Here is a 16,811-nt window from a genome sequence, read left to right on the forward strand (position 1 = left end):
TATGGCAGCAAAGCTAGTAAATAGAGCTTGTATATATGAATGTTAGCCTTTCCTCAAATTCAGCTACCAACAAAACGTCATCGTTGTTGGATACCGGTTCTGCCTCTTCAAAGGTAGAAGAGACCGGAGACTCTAAAGGGTTCTTAGAGTCTTTTAAAGAAGCGCTAGGCTTTGAAGAAAGTGACAGTAAAGCGGCAGTAAAAGACACTGATGGCGCCTCAAAATTAGACGAAAAACAGACCTCTGCGAAAGACGAAGTATTGGCTGAAAAGACTAAAGGTGATTCAACTGAGTCTAAGAACGCTGATGAGGCTAGCGAAGCTCAAACCAAGCAAGCTACAGCAACGACGGATGTTGAAAAAACGGCTACTAGCAACACCGCCACTGAACGTACGTCTGAACTAAATTCACAGTCGAGCGATAAAGCCTCGTCGAAACCGTCTGATGACGATACCTTGGCTGCGGCTCAGCCCAAAGGTGACCAGTCCCAGAAAGCTCTGGTCAATAATGATTCTGATTCACAATCCGCAGAGCTGAATGCTCAAGGGGCATCTCAAGCTAGTGCTGCGATGAGTGAAGGCAACAAATTGCTTGGTCAGTTGGACGAGGCAAACAAAACACTGAATCAGCCTGACAACGGCAAAGGCTTGCCTCAGCAAGTGAAGGTTGATGAAGCACAAGGCAAGATTGTAGGTGCAACTGCTGTGGGGGTTCTTGCGACTGACACGGTGGGTAAATCGGTACAACAAACCAATACAGCAAACCAAGAAAACAGTCTTGAGGTCGATTCTGAAATTGCCGCACTTACCGGAGGTAAGGGTGTTTCACAGCTGACTGATGATGAAATTCGACAGTTGATGGATAAAGGCGTCACCCCAGAACAAATTGAAGCGAGTATGAGCCGAGAGTTGCGCCAAAAGAACGCGGCCAGTGCGGTTGCTGCCGATCAGAGTCAAGCACTCTCAGCAGCGGATATGGAACTTGCAAAACAGGTTGATGCCCATACCAAAGCGTTAAAGCAATTGAATGGACAAATCGAATCAGAACAGTCTGTTGTCGATGGTCTGGTTCAAAAGCAACAAAGTGGCGCTAAGTTGACGGTCGATGAGCAAGCTGCGCTGGCTCAAGCAACCTCTAACTTAGAAGTATTGAATCAACAGCTAACCAATGTTCAACAGCAAGCAACGGCTTTACTAAGCCAAGCTCCGAACGTGAACAGCACTCCCGGTGAACCCGCCGCTATTGATTGGGACAACACTGATTCAAATGAAGCCAAAGCCTTAGCCGCGGTGGCATCAACAACGGCAGTAGCGACGGCTGCACAACAAGTATCAGCGCAGGCCGCTTCTCAATCAGCAAATAATGCTCTTACGGATAAGGCGGCAATGCTGAACGCCAATAATGCGCATGCGGCTCAACAATTGGCTTCTCAACAAGGGAATGCCGCTCCAATGCAGCAGCAAGCGGCTTTAGACCCAAGCTTAACGGCACAAAGCTTAGCGGTGAATGCAACGCCAGCGGCCACAAAAGCAAGCTCGACTGACGCGCTTCTTAAAGCGGGCGCTGGTGCCGCTGCATTGTCTGGTTTGGGTAAAGCGGGTGCTAAAGAAGATTCTAAAGATTCGACCTTGGCCCAGCAGATCGCTTCTGCGGCTGGCGCACAAGGTACAGCAACGATTGGTTCAGCACCTACGCGAGCTGAAATTCAAGCAGCTCAACAAGCGCCTTTACAGCTCACTAAAGAGCTAGCCAATGAGCAGGTCGCGGAAAAAGTCCAAATGATGATGTCTAAGAACCTCAAGAACTTGGACATTCGTCTCGACCCACCAGAATTGGGTCAGATGAAAATCCGCATGACCATGAATAATGATGTGGCGAACGTGCACTTTACGGTTAGTAATCAACAGGCAAGAGAGGTGATTGAACAAACCTTACCTCGTTTGAGGGAGATGCTTGCTCAACAAGGTCTACAACTAGCCGATTCGTCAGTTCAGCAACAGAGCTCTGGTCAGGGGCAGGATAGATACAACAATGGTGAGCAACAATCCGGCACTAACCGCACAAATGATGGACAAGGTGATGAAAACCTTGATAGTGGCAGCAATCTTGAATTGAATGTCGCATCAAAGCGTGATGGAATTAGTTATTATGCCTAATATCAGGCTAAGAAAGAACGCTTGGTTAATAGAAAGAACCATCAGTTAAGAGAAAGTACTGTTAGTTAATAGAAAAAACCGTCAGTTAATCGAAAGAACAGGAATTTAGAGTAAAGTATGGCAGAAGAACAAGATGCACCTAAAGGGAAGAGCAAGCTCCTTATCATCATTATTGCCGTAGTCGTGTTACTGCTTGGTGTAGGTGGTGCGCTGCTCTTTTTCTTAGGCTCTGATGATAGTGCCCCTGAATCTCCCTCTCAGCCAGCAACTGCTGTGGTCGCTGCAGAGCCAGTTATGTATGTTAATATCCCTCAGCCTTTTTTGTTCAATGTGACAGGTGATAAAAAAGATCGCCTAGTTCAGATAAAAGCACAGATGATGGTTCGGGGCAGTAAGAATGAAGACCTGGCTCGTTACCACTCGCCACTTGTGGAAAGTACGCTCTTGGCGACGTTCGCCTCGGCAACAGTCGATCAATTGCGTTCACCCACTGGGCGAGTTGAACTGCGTAACAAGGCAACGGAAGATATCAAAGCAAGTCTGACTCAAGCTGTTGGCCAGCCTGTTATTGAAAAAGTGCTATTCACTGATTTTGTGATTCAGTAGGTAATTTGTGACCGATTTATTAAGCCAAGACGAAATTGACGCGCTATTACATGGCGTAGATGATGTTGAAGAAGTTGAAGATAGCGTAGAAGCTGATAACGACAGTGCGGTTAATTTCGACTTTTCTTCACAAGATCGAATTGTTCGTGGTCGAATGCCGACCCTTGAACTTATTAACGAGCGCTTTGCGCGTCATTTGCGTATCAGTTTGTTTAACATGTTGCGTAAAACGGCTGAAGTGTCGATCAATGGTGTCCAAATGATGAAGTTTGGTGAGTACCAAAACACATTGTATGTACCCACCAGTTTAAACATGGTTCGCTTCCGTCCATTAAAAGGCACAGCGCTGATCACTATGGAAGCGCGCCTTGTATTTATTCTTGTAGAAAACTTTTTTGGTGGCGATGGACGATTTCACGCCAAGATTGAAGGCCGTGAATTCACGCCTACTGAAAGACGAATTATCCAACTGCTGCTGAAAATTGTTTTTGAAGATTACAAAGAAGCTTGGTCTCCAGTAATGGGGGTTGAGTTTGAATACTTGGATTCTGAAGTGAACCCAAGTATGGCGAACATTGTGAGCCCAACAGAAGTGATTGTTGTTAGTTCATTCCACATTGAAGTAGATGGCGGTGGCGGTGACTTCCACGTCGTGATGCCTTATTCCATGGTTGAGCCGATTCGTGAATTGTTGGACGCTGGTGTTCAATCAGACAAAATGGAAACTGACGTTCGTTGGAGTTCGGCATTGCGTGATGAAATCATGGATGTACCAGTTAACTTTCGTGTGAACTTGTTAGAGCAAGATATTTCTCTGCGTGATCTGATGGAGCTGCGCCCAGGGGATGTCATTCCCATGAACATGCCTGAACACGCGACGATGTTTGTAGAAGAACTACCAACGTATCGTGTGAAAATGGGACGTGCGGGTGAAAAACTCGCGGTCCAGATTTCGGAAAAAATTCGAAGACCAAGTGTGGTCAAAACTGATCTCGCTTTTCTAGGCAAAGACCTAATGTCTGAGCTCGAAAACAGCGATGATGACGAATAGCAAAATAGATAAAAGTATAGGAATTGGTAATGGAACCTAGTGAAGATCAAAAGCTAGCAGACGAATGGGCTGCTGCACTTGGTGAAGACCCTTTAGCACCGTCAATTGATGTTGATGATGTGCTTGCGGCACCACTTGATGAACTAACCGATTCATCGTCTCCGATTTCTGAAGATGAGCGTCGTAAACTGGATACCATCATGGATATCCCAGTGACTATCTCGATGGAAGTTGGCCGTTCTCAGATTAGTATCCGTAACTTACTTCAATTGAACCAAGGTTCGGTTGTAGAGCTCGATAGAATTGCTGGTGAGTCACTAGACGTGATGGTTAACGGTACTCTGATTGCTCACGGAGAAGTGGTTGTGGTGAACGATAAATTTGGTATTCGTCTGACTGACGTAATTAGCCAAACAGAACGAATTAAGAAGCTACGTTAATGCGCTTTTCGCCAAAAAGATTGGTGGGCTCGTCTCGCGGAATATTGGGAATAGGGCTGTTGTCTACGCCTTCTATTGCCTTTGCCGCGCCTCCTTCTCTTGATTTAGCGACCACTTTTGGGTCGCTGATTTTCGTTATCGCCTTCATTTTATTTATTGCTTGGTTACTCAAGCGAATGCAAGTGCCTGCGATGTCGAATCAACAAGGTTTGGCTATTGTTAGGCAAATTCCTGTTGGTACTAAAGAACGTATTGCGATTGTGCAAGCAGGTGATGAACAGTTCTTAGTAGGTATTACCACACAGTCGATTCAGCTGATCTCTAAGCTCGATAAACCTCTTACTCAGGAGATGCTGGAAAAAAGTACATTTTCAAGTCAGCTTTCCCAGCTAATTAAAAAAGATGCAAACAAGTAACGGACTTTTTACCTCATCTTACCTTTGCCAAATCGGATCTTTTCGAGTGGTAAAAGCGTTGTTGGTTCAGCTCATCCTCCTCTGTTCTTTAGTGTTCAGTGTGTCGGTATTTGCACAGGCTGAAGATGGCACCGTCATTCCAGCGAATACAGCAGGCTCAGAGTCGGTTACCATCAGCACGATGGAACAAGACCAAGCTAAATCGCAAACCATGACGACTGGTAGTTTAACGGGTAATGGTGGTGGCATCCCTGCCTTTACCATGACAACCAACGCCAATGGCGGTGAAGACTACTCGATCAATTTACAGATATTGGCCCTAATGACCATGCTTGGCTTCTTGCCGGCAATGGTAATTTTGATGACGTCGTTCACCCGTATTGTGGTGGTGATGTCTATTTTGCGTCAGGCAATGGGTCTCCAACAAACGCCTTCAAACCAAGTGATTATTGGGATCGCGATATTTTTGACCTTTTTCATCATGTCACCAGTGATCAATCAAGTGAATGAGCAAGCGGTTCAGCCTTATCTCAATGAACAAATATCGGCACGACAGGCGTTCGACGTTGCTCAAGGCCCGATCAAGTCTTTCATGCTCAAACAAACCCGAATCAAAGATCTAGAAACCTTTGTTGAGATATCGGGTGCGGAAGTGACTAACCCTGAAGATGTTTCTATGGCGGTTCTGATTCCAGCGTTTATCACATCGGAGTTGAAAACGGCTTTCCAAATTGGCTTTATGCTGTTCTTACCTTTCTTAATCATCGACTTGGTGGTCGCCTCGGTATTGATGGCTATGGGTATGATGATGTTGTCACCGATGATTGTATCGTTACCATTTAAGTTGATGCTGTTCGTTCTTGTTGATGGTTGGAACTTGATACTCTCCACTCTCGCCGGCAGTTTTGCCTTGTAGCTGGGGGAATAATGAATCCTGAAATATTCGTAGAGTTGTTCCGAGATGCACTTTGGATGGTACTGATAATGGTATGTGCCATTATTATTCCTAGCCTATTGATTGGTTTAGTCGTAGCGGTTTTCCAAGCTGCGACGTCTATCAACGAACAAACATTGAGTTTCCTACCGCGTTTGATCGTGACGTTATTGGCGTTGATGATGTTTGCTCACTGGATGACTCAGATGATGATGGAGTTTTTTTTCGAACTCATCGAACGCTTGCCGCAAGTTCTGTATTAAACCAATATGGAATACCCAACGAGCCTTGTATTAGAGTGGTTAGCCAATTATTTTTGGCCATACACTCGCATTTCAGCCATGCTGATGGTGATGACGGTAACAGGGGCACGCTTTGTGTCGCCGCGTATCCGTCTGTATTTAGGTTTGGCGATCACCTTTGCTGTGATGCCCGCAATCCCAGCAGTTCCTAAAGAGATTGAGCTGCTGTCCTTCCAAGGATTCTTGACGGTATTTGAACAAATCGTGATTGGTGTCGCCATGGGGTTTGTTACTCAGTTTTTGATTCAAACTTTTGTTATGCTCGGTCAGATTCTAGGTATGCAATCGAGTTTGGGCTTTGCCTCTATGGTTGACCCTGCGAACGGTCAGAACACGCCAGTACTTGGCCAACTGTTCATGCTGTTGGCGACCATGTTTTTCTTGGCGACCGATGGCCACTTGAAAATGCTGCAATTGGTGGTGTTCAGTTTTAAAACCTTGCCGATTGGCAGTGGCTCTTTAACCGCCGTCGATTTCAGAGAGCTGGCATTGTGGCTTGGAATCATGTTCAAAACAGCATTAGCGATGTCGTTATCGGGTATTATTGCGCTGCTGACGATTAACCTTTCATTTGGTGTAATGACACGTGCGGCACCTCAGCTAAACATATTTTCTTTGGGTTTTGCATTTGCGCTACTCGTGGGTCTGTTACTTTGTTGGTACATCCTTGGCGGATTGTTTAGCCACTATGAGCTATTTTGGATACAAGGCGAGCAACAGATATGTCGTCTAATCCGGTTAGATTGCTAGGAGACTGAAATGGCAGAGTCAGACGGTCAAGAACGCACAGAAGACGCCACGCCCAAACGCTTGCAACAGGCCAAAGAGAAAGGGCAGGTTGCAAGGTCAAAAGAGCTGGCGTCAGCATCGGTATTGATAGTCGGTGCGATTTCTTTAATGTGGTTTGGCGAATCGATGGCGAAGGCTTTGTTCGAGGCTATGCAACGCCTGTTTTCACTCAGTCGTGACGAGATTTTTGATACTAACAAGCTACTGGAAATAGCGGGTGGCGCATTAGTAAACTTGTTGTTTCCACTGTTCTTGATTCTAATCACTTTGTTCGTTGCTGCTGTGATTGGTGCTGCGGGTGTTGGTGGGGTCAATTTCTCAATGCAAGCGGCTATGCCAAAGGCATCTAAGCTCAATCCTTTGAGTGGTATCAAGCGTATGTTTGGCTTACAAAGCTGGGTTGAACTGCTCAAATCTATCTTGAAAGTGGCTTTGGTATCGGGCATGGCCATTTATCTGATTCAAGCTTCTCAACACGATTTGATGCAGTTGAGTATGGATGTGTACCCACAGAATATATTCCATGCCTTAGATATTTTACTTAACTTCATTCTGTTGATCAGTTGTTCTCTACTCATCGTGGTCGCCATTGATATCCCATTCCAGATCTGGCAACACGCCGATCAGCTGAAGATGACCAAGCAAGAAGTCAAAGACGAATTCAAAGACACTGAAGGTAAGCCCGAAGTGAAAGGGCGCATTCGTATGTTGCAGAGAGAAGCGGCTCAGAGACGTATGATGGCTGATGTCCCTCAAGCGGATGTGATTGTGACCAACCCGGAACACTTTTCAGTGGCGCTGCGCTATAAGCAGAATCAAGATAAGGCACCAATTGTGGTTGCTAAAGGTGTCGATCACATGGCGATGAAGATCCGTGAAATCGCACGAGAAAATGACATCTATATTATTCCAGCACCGCCATTGGCTAGGGCGCTTTATCACACCACAGAGCTAGAACAACAAATTCCTGACGGTCTGTTTGCGGCAGTTGCACAAGTGCTTGCATATGTTTTCCAGCTTAAGCAATACCGAAAAAAAGGTGGAGAGAGGCCAAAACTGCAAGATTCTAATATGCCGATCCCACCTGATTTACGACATTAGATCAATTGCTTGAGCTCAGCTTGATGAACCCTGATAATAGCAACTTAGCTACCCCTCTTGTTTCCGAGGTGATGGCGATAATTTGACGTGAGATGTTGGTACAGTGTTTGCTATATCAATTCCGAACATATTAGCCCATAGCAACATAGCTTAGACCTAGGCCTCAATCTGCTTAGTGAGATAGCTACAACATAGCGAAACTGCCTAGATTTATGAAATTCACCCTGCCTTTTGCGGACAAGCTACCTAAAATTCCTAACCGTGCCATGCCTGCGATTGGCGCGCCTGTTATGGTGCTTGCAACGCTAGCTATGGTGGTGTTGCCCATTCCAGCTTTCTTGTTGGATATGTTCTTCACCTTCAACATTGCACTGTCTATGGTTGTGCTATTGGTTTCGGTTTATACCCGTCGGCCTTTAGACTTCGCTGCATTCCCGACCGTACTCCTGATTGCGACTCTGCTCCGCTTGGCCTTGAACGTTGCTTCGACACGTGTGGTATTGCTCCATGGCCATGAGGGTGGTGACGCTGCCGGTAACGTTATCGAAGCCTTTGGTAACGTGGTTATCGGTGGTAACTATGCGGTTGGTTTGGTGGTGTTCTTGATCCTGATGATCATCAACTTCATGGTTGTCACCAAAGGTGCGGGTCGTATCTCGGAAGTAAGTGCACGTTTTACCCTTGATGCTTTACCGGGTAAGCAGATGGCAATCGATGCCGACTTAAATGCAGGTTTGATCGACCAAGATCAGGCTCGTACTCGACGTTTTGAAGTGACCAAAGAAGCCGATTTCTACGGTTCAATGGACGGTGCATCTAAGTTTGTTAAAGGTGATGCGATCGCTGGTATCTTGATCTTGTTCATCAACATTATTGGTGGCCTGAGTATTGGTATGGTTCAGTTTGACCTTGGTTTTGGTGAAGCAATCGAAATCTACACGCTACTGACTATCGGTGATGGTCTGGTTGCTCAAATTCCTTCTCTACTGCTTTCTATCGCTGCTGCGATGATGGTAACGCGTCAAAATACTGATGAAGATATGGGGCAACAGCTCTTCTTCCAATTGTTCGACAATCCTAAGTCCTTGATGATCACCGCCGCTATCCTTGGCATCATGGGTATTGTGCCGGGTATGCCGCATTTCTCGTTCTTGAGCCTTGCTGTCGTTGCAGGTGCAGGTGCCTATTACATTGATAAAAAGAACAAGAAAAAAGCCGAACAACCCAACCTTCCAGCTACGGTTGAAGCGAGTGGGGAGACGGGTTCTCAGAAAGAACTTTCGTGGGATGATGTTCAGCCTGTTGATATTATTGGCTTAGAAGTTGGCTACCGCTTGATTCCTCTAGTTGACAGAGACCAAGGTGGCGAACTGCTTGAACGCGTTAAAGGGGTGCGTAAGAAGCTGTCTCAAGATTTTGGTTTCTTGATCCCAGCAGTACACATCCGCGATAACCTAGAATTGACGCCAAACAGTTACCGACTCACCTTAATGGGGGTTGCGGTTGGTGAGGCTGAGATTAAGCCGGATATGGAATTAGCCATTAACCCAGGCCAAGTGTATGGAATGATCGATGGTGAGCCGACGATTGACCCTGCCTTTGGTCTAGAAGCCGTGTGGATTCGTGAAGAGCAGCGTGAACATGCGCAAGCCTTAGGTTACACGGTTGTTGATTCATCAACCGTGTTGGCCACTCACCTCAGTCAACAGCTAACGAATAACGCATCACAACTTATTGGTCACGAAGAAGTACAAAACTTACTTGAGATGCTTAGCCGTTCAACGCCTAAGCTGGTAGAAGGCTTTGTACCGGACCAATTACAGCTTGGCGTCGTTGTGAAAGTGCTACAGAACCTATTGAATGAAGCCATTCCAATTCGTGATATTCGAACAATAGTCCAAACTTTGTCGGAGTACTCAAGTAAGAGTCAAGAACCTGACATACTTACGGCGGCTGTTCGTATCTCTTTGAAACGACTAATTGTTCAAGAAATCAATGGCATAGAGCCAGAGTTGCCCGTGATAACCTTGATCCCAGAGCTGGAACAAATCTTGCATCAAACCATGCAGGCATCCGGCGGAGAATCTGCTGGTATTGAACCTGGTTTAGCCGAACGTTTACAGACCTCACTCAGCCATGCCACACAAGAGCAAGAGCTGAAAGGTGAGCCAGCAGTGCTACTGACCTCTGGTGTATTGCGTTCAACTCTGGCTAAGTTCGTGAAGAACACGATCCCAAGCTTGAGAGTGTTATCTTACCAAGAGATACCGGACGAAAAGCAGATACGTATAGTACAAGCTGTTGGTAATTAAGCCGCCTAATTAGAACGGACGATCGAATTGAAAATTAAACGATTTTTTGCAAAAGATATGCGAACCGCACTGCTCCAAGTTAAAGAAGAACTTGGCTCAGAAGCGGTGATCATGTCTAACAAAAAGGTCGCAGGTGGCGTGGAAATTGTTGCCGCTATTGATGGCGAATCTAGCCCGTCGACAGCGAGCCAGAGATTAAATAAACCTCAGCAGCCTGCGCAAAGCCAATATACGCAAATGGCCGCGCCCGCAGCACCGGCAGGGCGTCGTCAATTAGACGATGACAAGGTTAGCCTACAGGCAAGTGCTGAAGGTGGACGCTCAATGACCAAACGCTTTGCGAATATGCTAAAGCAATACAGTCATGGTGCCGATGATGAGCCACAACACCGTGCAGAAAACGAAGACTCGTTGTCAGCATTGCTTAATCGCCAATCCAGCACGGGTCATAAGCCACATAGCAATCAGCAGCCGCATAGTAATCGTCAGTCTCTCGGCAACCAGCCGTCTCTTGGCAGTCAACAATCTTCCGGTAATCAGCAGTCTTCCGGTAACCAACAAACTCACGGGAGCCTCGATTCAGCATTTGCTCGTGAAACAGGCTTATCTAAATTGATTGCCGAAGACCGCAGAGTAGAGCGTCCAGCACCTCGTTTGGATCCTACCCGTTATGATCGTGGTCGTGAGAACCCTCAGTCGAAAGGTTCAGATGCAGAAATGGAGACGATGCGTGAAGAGATGACCTCAATTCGTCGTCTATTAGAGCATCAAGTATCAGGGCTAATGTGGCAAGAAGTTGAGCGTCGTGAACCGCTCAGAGCAATGCTTATCAAACGCCTTGAGCGTATGGGTGTATCTGCCGAACTTGCCGATCAAATGGCTTGCTACATCCCTGAAGATACCAAGCCTGCACGTGCATGGAAGGCCTTGTTAGCACTGGTTGCTGACCAGATCTCGGTAACGCAAAAAGATATTTTAAAACGCGGTGGTATTGTGGCCTTATTGGGCCCGACTGGCGTAGGTAAAACAACGACGGTTGCTAAGCTAGCAGCACGCGCAGCCATGGAATATGGCGCCGACAACGTCGCACTAGTGACAACGGACACATATCGTATAGGTGCACATGAGCAGTTATCGATTTATGGTCGAATTATGGGTTGTCCTGTAAGAGTTGCTAAAGATTCTAGTGAATTGGCCGATGTAATATATCAGTTACGTAATCGTCGCCTGATTCTGGTCGATACTGCAGGCATGGGACAACGAGATGTTCGCCTATCTGAGCAGTTAGACACATTGATGCAAGAGAGTGGTTCCGTTATCAATAGTTACCTTGTGTTGCCTGCAACTGCACAACGCAAAGTACTACAAGAAACCATTGAACACTTTAGAAGAATCCCGTTGTCGGGATGTATCCTGACTAAGCTGGATGAATCCCTTAGCTTGGGTGAGTTCATCAGTGTGGTAATACAAAATGCATTACCAGTTGCTTACATAGCAAATGGTCAACGAGTTCCTGAAGATATCGTCATAGCTCAGCCAAAGTATATGATTGCTAAGGCTAATGAGTTATTAGAAAAATCTACAGAGAATGAACCTCATTACTGGAATAGCGATTCTGAAGGGCTCTAGGCGGCGGATAAATATGAATGAGAATATGATACACGATCAAGCTAGCGGCCTCCGTCGCTTAACCAAGCCTTCACTCACAAAAGTTATCGCTGTAACCGGTGGTAAGGGAGGCGTTGGTAAATCGAATGTGACGTTAGGTATGGCTATTTGTATGGCTCGCCAAGGCAAGAAAGTCATGGTACTGGATGCCGACTTAGGGCTGGCTAACGTAGACATCATGCTGGGCATTCGTTCTAAACGAAACCTGGGTCATGTGTTGGCTGGCGAATGTGAACTTAAGGATGCGATTGTCGAAGGGCCGCACGGAATTAGAATTATTCCAGCGACATCTGGCACACAAAGCATGACTGAACTTTCACACGCTCAACACGCTGGGTTGATTCGTGCATTTGGTTCGCTTGAAGATGAGATGGATATCTTGTTGGTTGATACCGCTGCGGGTATTTCAGACATGGTAATTAGCTTCTCAAGAGCGGCGCAAGACGTGGTTGTTGTGGTTTGTGATGAGCCTACCTCAATCACAGATGCATATGCACTGATCAAGCTTTTGAGCCGAGAGCACCAAGTTCAGCGATTCAAAATTGTTGCAAATATGGTCAGAAGCTACCGCGAAGGCCGAGAATTATTTGCAAAGTTGACTTTGGTCACAGAGCGCTTCTTGAATGTGAGCCTCGAACTCGTAGCATGTATTCCTTTAGATGATAAAGTACGTCAATCAGTCAAGAGACAGAAAATCGTAGTAGATGCGTACCCTCGCTCTCCAGCTGCATTGGCAATCAGCTCTTTGGCTAATAAAGCATTGACCTGGCCAATACCAAAAACGCCAAGTGGACACTTGGAGTTCTTTGTTGAAAGGCTGCTGAATCGTACTGAATTTATAGAGGAACCATTTGGTGAATAAAGCGCTTACTTACGATCAACATGCTAATCACAATAGCCAACAGGCTTTTTTTGAGAAGTATTCTGTGTTGGTTAAACGTATCGCTCATCACTTGTTGGGGCGATTACCGCCTAATGTCTTGGTTGATGACTTAATTCAAGCTGGCATGATTGGCTTGATTGAAGCGCAACAAAACTATGATGGTACCAAAGGCGCAAGCTTTGAGACGTATGCAGGTATTCGGATTCGCGGAGCTATGTTGGATGACATTCGCCGTGGTGACTGGGTACCGAGATCGGTTCATAAAAACAATCGAGAAATCAGCAGTGCAATCGCGGAATTAGAGGGTACCCTCAATCGCGACCCAAGTGATGCCGAAGTGGCAAAGCACATGGGGCTGAGTTTAGACCAGTACCACAACGCTTTAACTGATATTAATTGCTCAAGACTTGTCGGGATCGAAGATTTAGGCGTCTCAGATGATGTAATATCTCCGAATGAAGACTCTCAAGATAATACGCCCTTTCAAGGGGTTGCTGATGAGTCATTCCGTCAAGCTTTGATCGATTCGATAAAACAACTTCCGGAAAGGGAAGGCCTTGTGCTTTCGCTTTATTACGACGAAGAACTCAATTTAAAAGAGATTGGGGAAGTACTAGGTGTCAGCGAATCTCGTGTCAGCCAAATACTGAGCCAATCTATGCAGCGTTTACGCACTAAGTTAAGTGCTTGGACACAGAACGACTAACAACACTGATTCTATTCAGTGGAGGCTAATTTGAACAAAAACATGAAAATTCTCATTGTTGATGATTTTTCAACGATGCGCCGAATTGTTAAAAACCTACTTCGCGATTTAGGTTTCAACAACACTCAAGAAGCAGACGATGGCTTAACCGCGTTACCTATGCTGAAAAAAGGCGAATTTGATTTCGTGGTAACTGACTGGAACATGCCAGGCATGCAAGGTATTGACCTGCTTAAACACATTCGCGCAGATGCAGAACTTAAGCACCTTCCAGTGCTTATGATCACTGCGGAAGCGAAGCGTGAGCAGATCATCGAAGCAGCGCAAGCGGGTGTTAATGGTTACATTGTGAAGCCTTTCACTGCTGCAACGCTGAAAGAGAAACTTGATAAGATTTTTGATCGCTTATAAGCATCAATAAGTTTTAGGCACTTCTAGGCAAACACTGACCGATAAGTTCTCTGTTTATCTCGATAGCCTAAGCGCACAAAGTATGCGGAGTAAGGCCGAACTCAGGATGATTTCATTAGAACAAGCAAAAAAATTAGTAGAGCTGCTTGAGAACGATGAGCAGCAAGATGCTGATTCTCTTGTTAGAAGCATTTATGAAGACAATTTTAGTCTTCAAGACAATCCAATGCTTCAAGAAATAGGAAGTTTGACTCGCGACCTCCATGACTCTTTGACTCAATTCAATTTCGATGAGCGCATCAGCGTTATCGCAAATGATGAAATCCCTGACGCAAGGGATCGCCTTCAGTATGTCATTGATAAAACGGAAGTTGCGGCAAATAAGACGATGGACGCTGTCGATCGTTGTATGCCAATTGCAGACAACCTACACGAGTGTTTACTTCAAGTAAGGCCTCAATGGAATGAACTGATGCATGGCCGCATTGAGCTGGCACAATTTAAAGCTTTATGTCACCGCATTGATGGATTGCTTGTCCAAGTAGAAGGCGATAGTACTGAACTACGTGGACAATTGACTGAAATCTTGATGGCTCAGGATTTCCAAGATTTAACTGGGCAGATAATTAGCAAAGTTATTACCTTGGTGAATGAGGTTGAAGGACGTTTGGTCGAGATTCTCACCGTATTCGGTGCGAATCAAACAGAGCCAACTCCAGAGTCAGAGAAGAAAGCATCTATCGCGCCTGAAGGTCCGATTCTGAACCCAGAAGAGCGTGAAGATGCTGTTGCATCTCAAGATGAAGTCGACGATTTGTTATCCAGTCTTGGATTTTAAAGGTAACGTATGAGCTACGATTTAGACGAAGATATTCTTCAGGACTTTTTAGTCGAAGCAGGAGAGATCCTTGAACTCCTATCAGAACAACTGGTAGAGCTTGAGAATAACCCTGACGACAAAGACCTATTAAATGCTATTTTCCGTGGTTTCCATACAGTAAAAGGTGGTGCTGGTTTCCTAGCATTGACTGAGCTGGTGGATACTTGTCATGGTGCTGAGAATGTGTTCGACATTCTACGAAACGGCCAGCGCAGCGTAACATCAGGTTTGATGGATACGATGCTGCAGGCTCTAGATACAGTTAATGTACAGTTTCAAGCCGTGCAAGATCAGGAACCTTTAGTGCCAGCTGATCAAGCTTTATTGGATGAACTTCACCGCCTCTGTAAACCACAGTCGACCGATGAAGCTGATCCAGTAGAAGCCCCAGCACCAGTAATCGCTGAACCCGCTTTTGAAGCGCCTGCTGAACCGATCGTCGAAAGCGCAAGCATTAGTGCATCTTCAGTGGATGATATCTCTGAAGATGAGTTTGAGCGTCTGCTTGATGAGCTTCATGGTAAAGGTGGTTCACCAACAGCATCTTCTGTATCAACACCGCCGCCAGCTCCTGTTGCTCCTCAGTCAGTTGCTGAGAGTGGTGATATTACGGATGACGAATTCGAAAAGTTATTAGATGAACTGCATGGTGCGGGCAAGAGCCCGACGGCAGTAGGTTCAGCGCCTCCTCCTCCAGCACCTTCTTCCGCACCCGTTTCGGCGATGTCTGAAGGTGATGACCTGATGAGCGACGAAGAGTTTGAGAAGCTACTAGACCAGTTACATGGTTCAGGTAATGGACCAACTATTGAAGAGCTAGATGCAGCAACTAAACCTGCTGCAGCGAAGCCTATTGCACCAGTGCCTGCTCCACAAGTAGCTCCTAAGCCTAAGCCATCTGCACCGGTCGCTGTTAAAGAAGCACCAGCGAAAGCTGAAGTTAAAGTACCAGCGAAGAAACAACAAGCCGACGCTACAGTTCGTGTCGACACGTCAACACTGGATACCATCATGAATATGGTGGGTGAGCTGGTGTTGGTTCGTAATCGACTTGTAAGCCTTGGCTTAAACAGTAACGATGAAGAGATGGCAAAAGCTGTCTCGAATTTAGATGTTGTTACCGCAGACCTCCAAGGTGCGGTAATGAAGACTCGTATGCAGCCGATCAAGAAAGTTTTTGGTCGTTTCCCACGAGTTGTCCGCGACCTTGCTCGTAGTTTGAAGAAAGACATTGTTCTTGAAATGCGCGGGGAAGAAACGGATCTTGATAAGAATTTAGTTGAAGCACTTGCCGATCCTCTGATTCACTTAGTGAGAAACTCTGTGGATCACGGTATTGAAATGCCTGAAGCCCGTATTGCGGCTGGCAAATCACAAACGGGTAAAGTGATTCTTTCCGCCTCGCAAGAAGGTGACCACATTGAACTGGCTATCGTTGATGATGGCGGCGGCATGGACCCTGATACGTTGCGTGCTATTGCGGTTAAACGTGGTCTGATGGACGAAGATGCCGCATCTCGTTTATCAAACAAAGAATGTTTCAATCTTATCTTTGCTCCTGGCTTCTCAAGTAAAGAAAAAATCTCGGATATCTCAGGTCGTGGTGTAGGCATGGACGTTGTGAAAACAGCGATCAACACACTGAATGGCTCGATTGATATTGATTCAGAGATGGGACAAGGCACCAAGATCACGATCAAGGTTCCATTGACGCTGGCGATTCTGCCAACCTTGATGGTCGGTGTTGCTGGTCATCCATTTGCATTGCCATTGGCTTCTGTAAACGAGATTTTCCACTTAGACCTCAGCCGCACTAACGTGGTTGATGGCCAGCTGACCATCATCGTTCGCGATAAGTCTATTCCGTTGTTCTACTTGCAAAACTGGCTAGCACCCAAAGCGGGTATTGTGGAATTGCGCAAAGGGCACGGACATGTTGTTATCGTACAGCTTGGTAGTCAACGTGTTGGTTTCGTTGTCGATACGCTTATTGGTCAAGAAGAAGTAGTCATCAAGCCACTTGATAAACTACTACAGGGAACGCCAGGAATGGCAGGCGCGACAATTACAAGTGATGGACACATTGCATTGATTCTAGATGTGCCGGACTTGTTGAAGCAGTACGCAGCTGCGTCAAGAATTTAATTTAAGGATAA

Annotated in this window: 16 protein-coding genes; all 16 read left to right on the forward strand. The window is 46.0% G+C overall.

Features of this window, described 5'->3' with window-relative positions; translation table 11 throughout:
• Window positions 1–35 precede the first annotated feature (35 nt).
• A complete protein-coding gene (locus AC3CID_RS04150) occupies window positions 36–2,156 on the forward strand; it encodes a flagellar hook-length control protein FliK (RefSeq protein ID WP_473576999.1) in 2,121 nt (706 codons plus the stop codon).
• 117 nt (window positions 2,157–2,273) lie between these two features.
• On the forward strand, window positions 2,274–2,762 hold the full coding sequence (gene fliL, locus AC3CID_RS04155; RefSeq protein WP_146457859.1) for a flagellar basal body-associated protein FliL: 489 nt from the start codon (window positions 2,274–2,276) through the stop codon (window positions 2,760–2,762).
• Between the two features lie 7 nt (window positions 2,763–2,769).
• Window positions 2,770–3,813 (forward strand): flagellar motor switch protein FliM, encoded by a 1,044-nt coding sequence (gene fliM, locus AC3CID_RS04160; protein ID WP_017087925.1) that lies wholly within the window; start codon window positions 2,770–2,772, stop codon window positions 3,811–3,813.
• A 29-nt stretch (window positions 3,814–3,842) separates the two neighbouring features.
• A complete protein-coding gene (gene fliN, locus AC3CID_RS04165; RefSeq protein ID WP_004736208.1) occupies window positions 3,843–4,253 on the forward strand; it encodes a flagellar motor switch protein FliN in 411 nt (136 codons plus the stop codon).
• Window positions 4,253–4,669 (forward strand): flagellar biosynthetic protein FliO, encoded by a 417-nt coding sequence (gene fliO / locus AC3CID_RS04170; protein ID WP_102503988.1) that lies wholly within the window; start codon window positions 4,253–4,255, stop codon window positions 4,667–4,669. The genes fliN and fliO overlap by 1 nt, the downstream gene beginning before the upstream one ends.
• On the forward strand, window positions 4,656–5,585 hold the full coding sequence (gene fliP, locus AC3CID_RS04175; RefSeq protein ID WP_081009018.1) for a flagellar type III secretion system pore protein FliP: 930 nt from the start codon (window positions 4,656–4,658) through the stop codon (window positions 5,583–5,585). Before fliO ends, fliP begins: the two co-directional genes overlap by 14 nt.
• A gap of 11 nt (window positions 5,586–5,596) precedes the next feature.
• Window positions 5,597–5,866, forward strand: coding sequence for a flagellar biosynthesis protein FliQ (gene fliQ, locus AC3CID_RS04180; protein WP_004736211.1), 270 nt, complete (start codon window positions 5,597–5,599; stop codon window positions 5,864–5,866).
• Between the two features lie 6 nt (window positions 5,867–5,872).
• Window positions 5,873–6,655, forward strand: a complete 783-nt coding sequence (gene fliR, locus AC3CID_RS04185) for a flagellar biosynthetic protein FliR (RefSeq protein ID WP_004736212.1) — start codon at window positions 5,873–5,875, stop codon at window positions 6,653–6,655.
• Between the two features lie 9 nt (window positions 6,656–6,664).
• The gene (gene flhB / locus AC3CID_RS04190; protein ID WP_004736213.1) at window positions 6,665–7,795 is read left to right on the forward strand and encodes a flagellar biosynthesis protein FlhB; all 1,131 of its coding nucleotides are present in this window, start codon (window positions 6,665–6,667) and stop codon (window positions 7,793–7,795) included.
• A 212-nt stretch (window positions 7,796–8,007) separates the two neighbouring features.
• Window positions 8,008–10,107 carry a flagellar biosynthesis protein FlhA gene (flhA, locus tag AC3CID_RS04195; RefSeq protein WP_004736214.1) on the forward strand — a complete coding sequence of 700 codons (2,100 nt, stop codon included), beginning with the start codon at window positions 8,008–8,010 and terminating at the stop codon, window positions 10,105–10,107.
• A 27-nt stretch (window positions 10,108–10,134) separates the two neighbouring features.
• The gene (gene flhF, locus AC3CID_RS04200) at window positions 10,135–11,736 is read left to right on the forward strand and encodes a flagellar biosynthesis GTPase FlhF (RefSeq protein WP_114633110.1); all 1,602 of its coding nucleotides are present in this window, start codon (window positions 10,135–10,137) and stop codon (window positions 11,734–11,736) included.
• 13 nt (window positions 11,737–11,749) lie between these two features.
• Complete coding sequence (locus tag AC3CID_RS04205; protein ID WP_004736216.1) at window positions 11,750–12,637, forward strand: MinD/ParA family protein; 888 nt, start codon at window positions 11,750–11,752, stop codon at window positions 12,635–12,637.
• Window positions 12,630–13,364: an RNA polymerase sigma factor FliA gene (locus AC3CID_RS04210; protein ID WP_017076812.1), complete on the forward strand. Its 735-nt coding sequence runs from the start codon at window positions 12,630–12,632 to the stop codon at window positions 13,362–13,364. The genes AC3CID_RS04205 and AC3CID_RS04210 overlap by 8 nt, the downstream gene beginning before the upstream one ends.
• 42 nt (window positions 13,365–13,406) lie before the next feature.
• Window positions 13,407–13,775 carry a chemotaxis response regulator CheY gene (cheY, locus tag AC3CID_RS04215; RefSeq protein WP_016767062.1) on the forward strand — a complete coding sequence of 123 codons (369 nt, stop codon included), beginning with the start codon at window positions 13,407–13,409 and terminating at the stop codon, window positions 13,773–13,775.
• A gap of 106 nt (window positions 13,776–13,881) precedes the next feature.
• The gene (locus AC3CID_RS04220; protein ID WP_017076811.1) at window positions 13,882–14,613 is read left to right on the forward strand and encodes a protein phosphatase CheZ; all 732 of its coding nucleotides are present in this window, start codon (window positions 13,882–13,884) and stop codon (window positions 14,611–14,613) included.
• Between the two features lie 9 nt (window positions 14,614–14,622).
• Window positions 14,623–16,800 (forward strand): chemotaxis protein CheA, encoded by a 2,178-nt coding sequence (locus tag AC3CID_RS04225; protein WP_488526989.1) that lies wholly within the window; start codon window positions 14,623–14,625, stop codon window positions 16,798–16,800.
• The last annotated feature ends 11 nt before the right edge of the window (window positions 16,801–16,811 follow it).

The sequence above is a fragment of the Vibrio sp. QJM3NY_21 genome (assembly GCF_057785975.1).

Coding starts and splice junctions, on each gene's coding strand:
- AC3CID_RS04150 (WP_473576999.1), top strand. CDS start 36: ATGAATGTTAGCCTTTCCTCAAATTCAGCTACCAACAAAACGTCATCG.
- fliL (WP_146457859.1), top strand. CDS start 2,274: ATGGCAGAAGAACAAGATGCACCTAAAGGGAAGAGCAAGCTCCTTATC.
- fliN (WP_004736208.1), top strand. CDS start 3,843: ATGGAACCTAGTGAAGATCAAAAGCTAGCAGACGAATGGGCTGCTGCA.
- fliO (WP_102503988.1), top strand. CDS start 4,253: ATGCGCTTTTCGCCAAAAAGATTGGTGGGCTCGTCTCGCGGAATATTG.
- fliP (WP_081009018.1), top strand. CDS start 4,656: ATGCAAACAAGTAACGGACTTTTTACCTCATCTTACCTTTGCCAAATC.
- fliQ (WP_004736211.1), top strand. CDS start 5,597: ATGAATCCTGAAATATTCGTAGAGTTGTTCCGAGATGCACTTTGGATG.
- fliR (WP_004736212.1), top strand. CDS start 5,873: ATGGAATACCCAACGAGCCTTGTATTAGAGTGGTTAGCCAATTATTTT.
- flhB (WP_004736213.1), top strand. CDS start 6,665: ATGGCAGAGTCAGACGGTCAAGAACGCACAGAAGACGCCACGCCCAAA.
- flhA (WP_004736214.1), top strand. CDS start 8,008: ATGAAATTCACCCTGCCTTTTGCGGACAAGCTACCTAAAATTCCTAAC.
- AC3CID_RS04205 (WP_004736216.1), top strand. CDS start 11,750: ATGAATGAGAATATGATACACGATCAAGCTAGCGGCCTCCGTCGCTTA.
- cheY (WP_016767062.1), top strand. CDS start 13,407: ATGAAAATTCTCATTGTTGATGATTTTTCAACGATGCGCCGAATTGTT.
- AC3CID_RS04220 (WP_017076811.1), top strand. CDS start 13,882: ATGATTTCATTAGAACAAGCAAAAAAATTAGTAGAGCTGCTTGAGAAC.
- AC3CID_RS04225 (WP_488526989.1), top strand. CDS start 14,623: ATGAGCTACGATTTAGACGAAGATATTCTTCAGGACTTTTTAGTCGAA.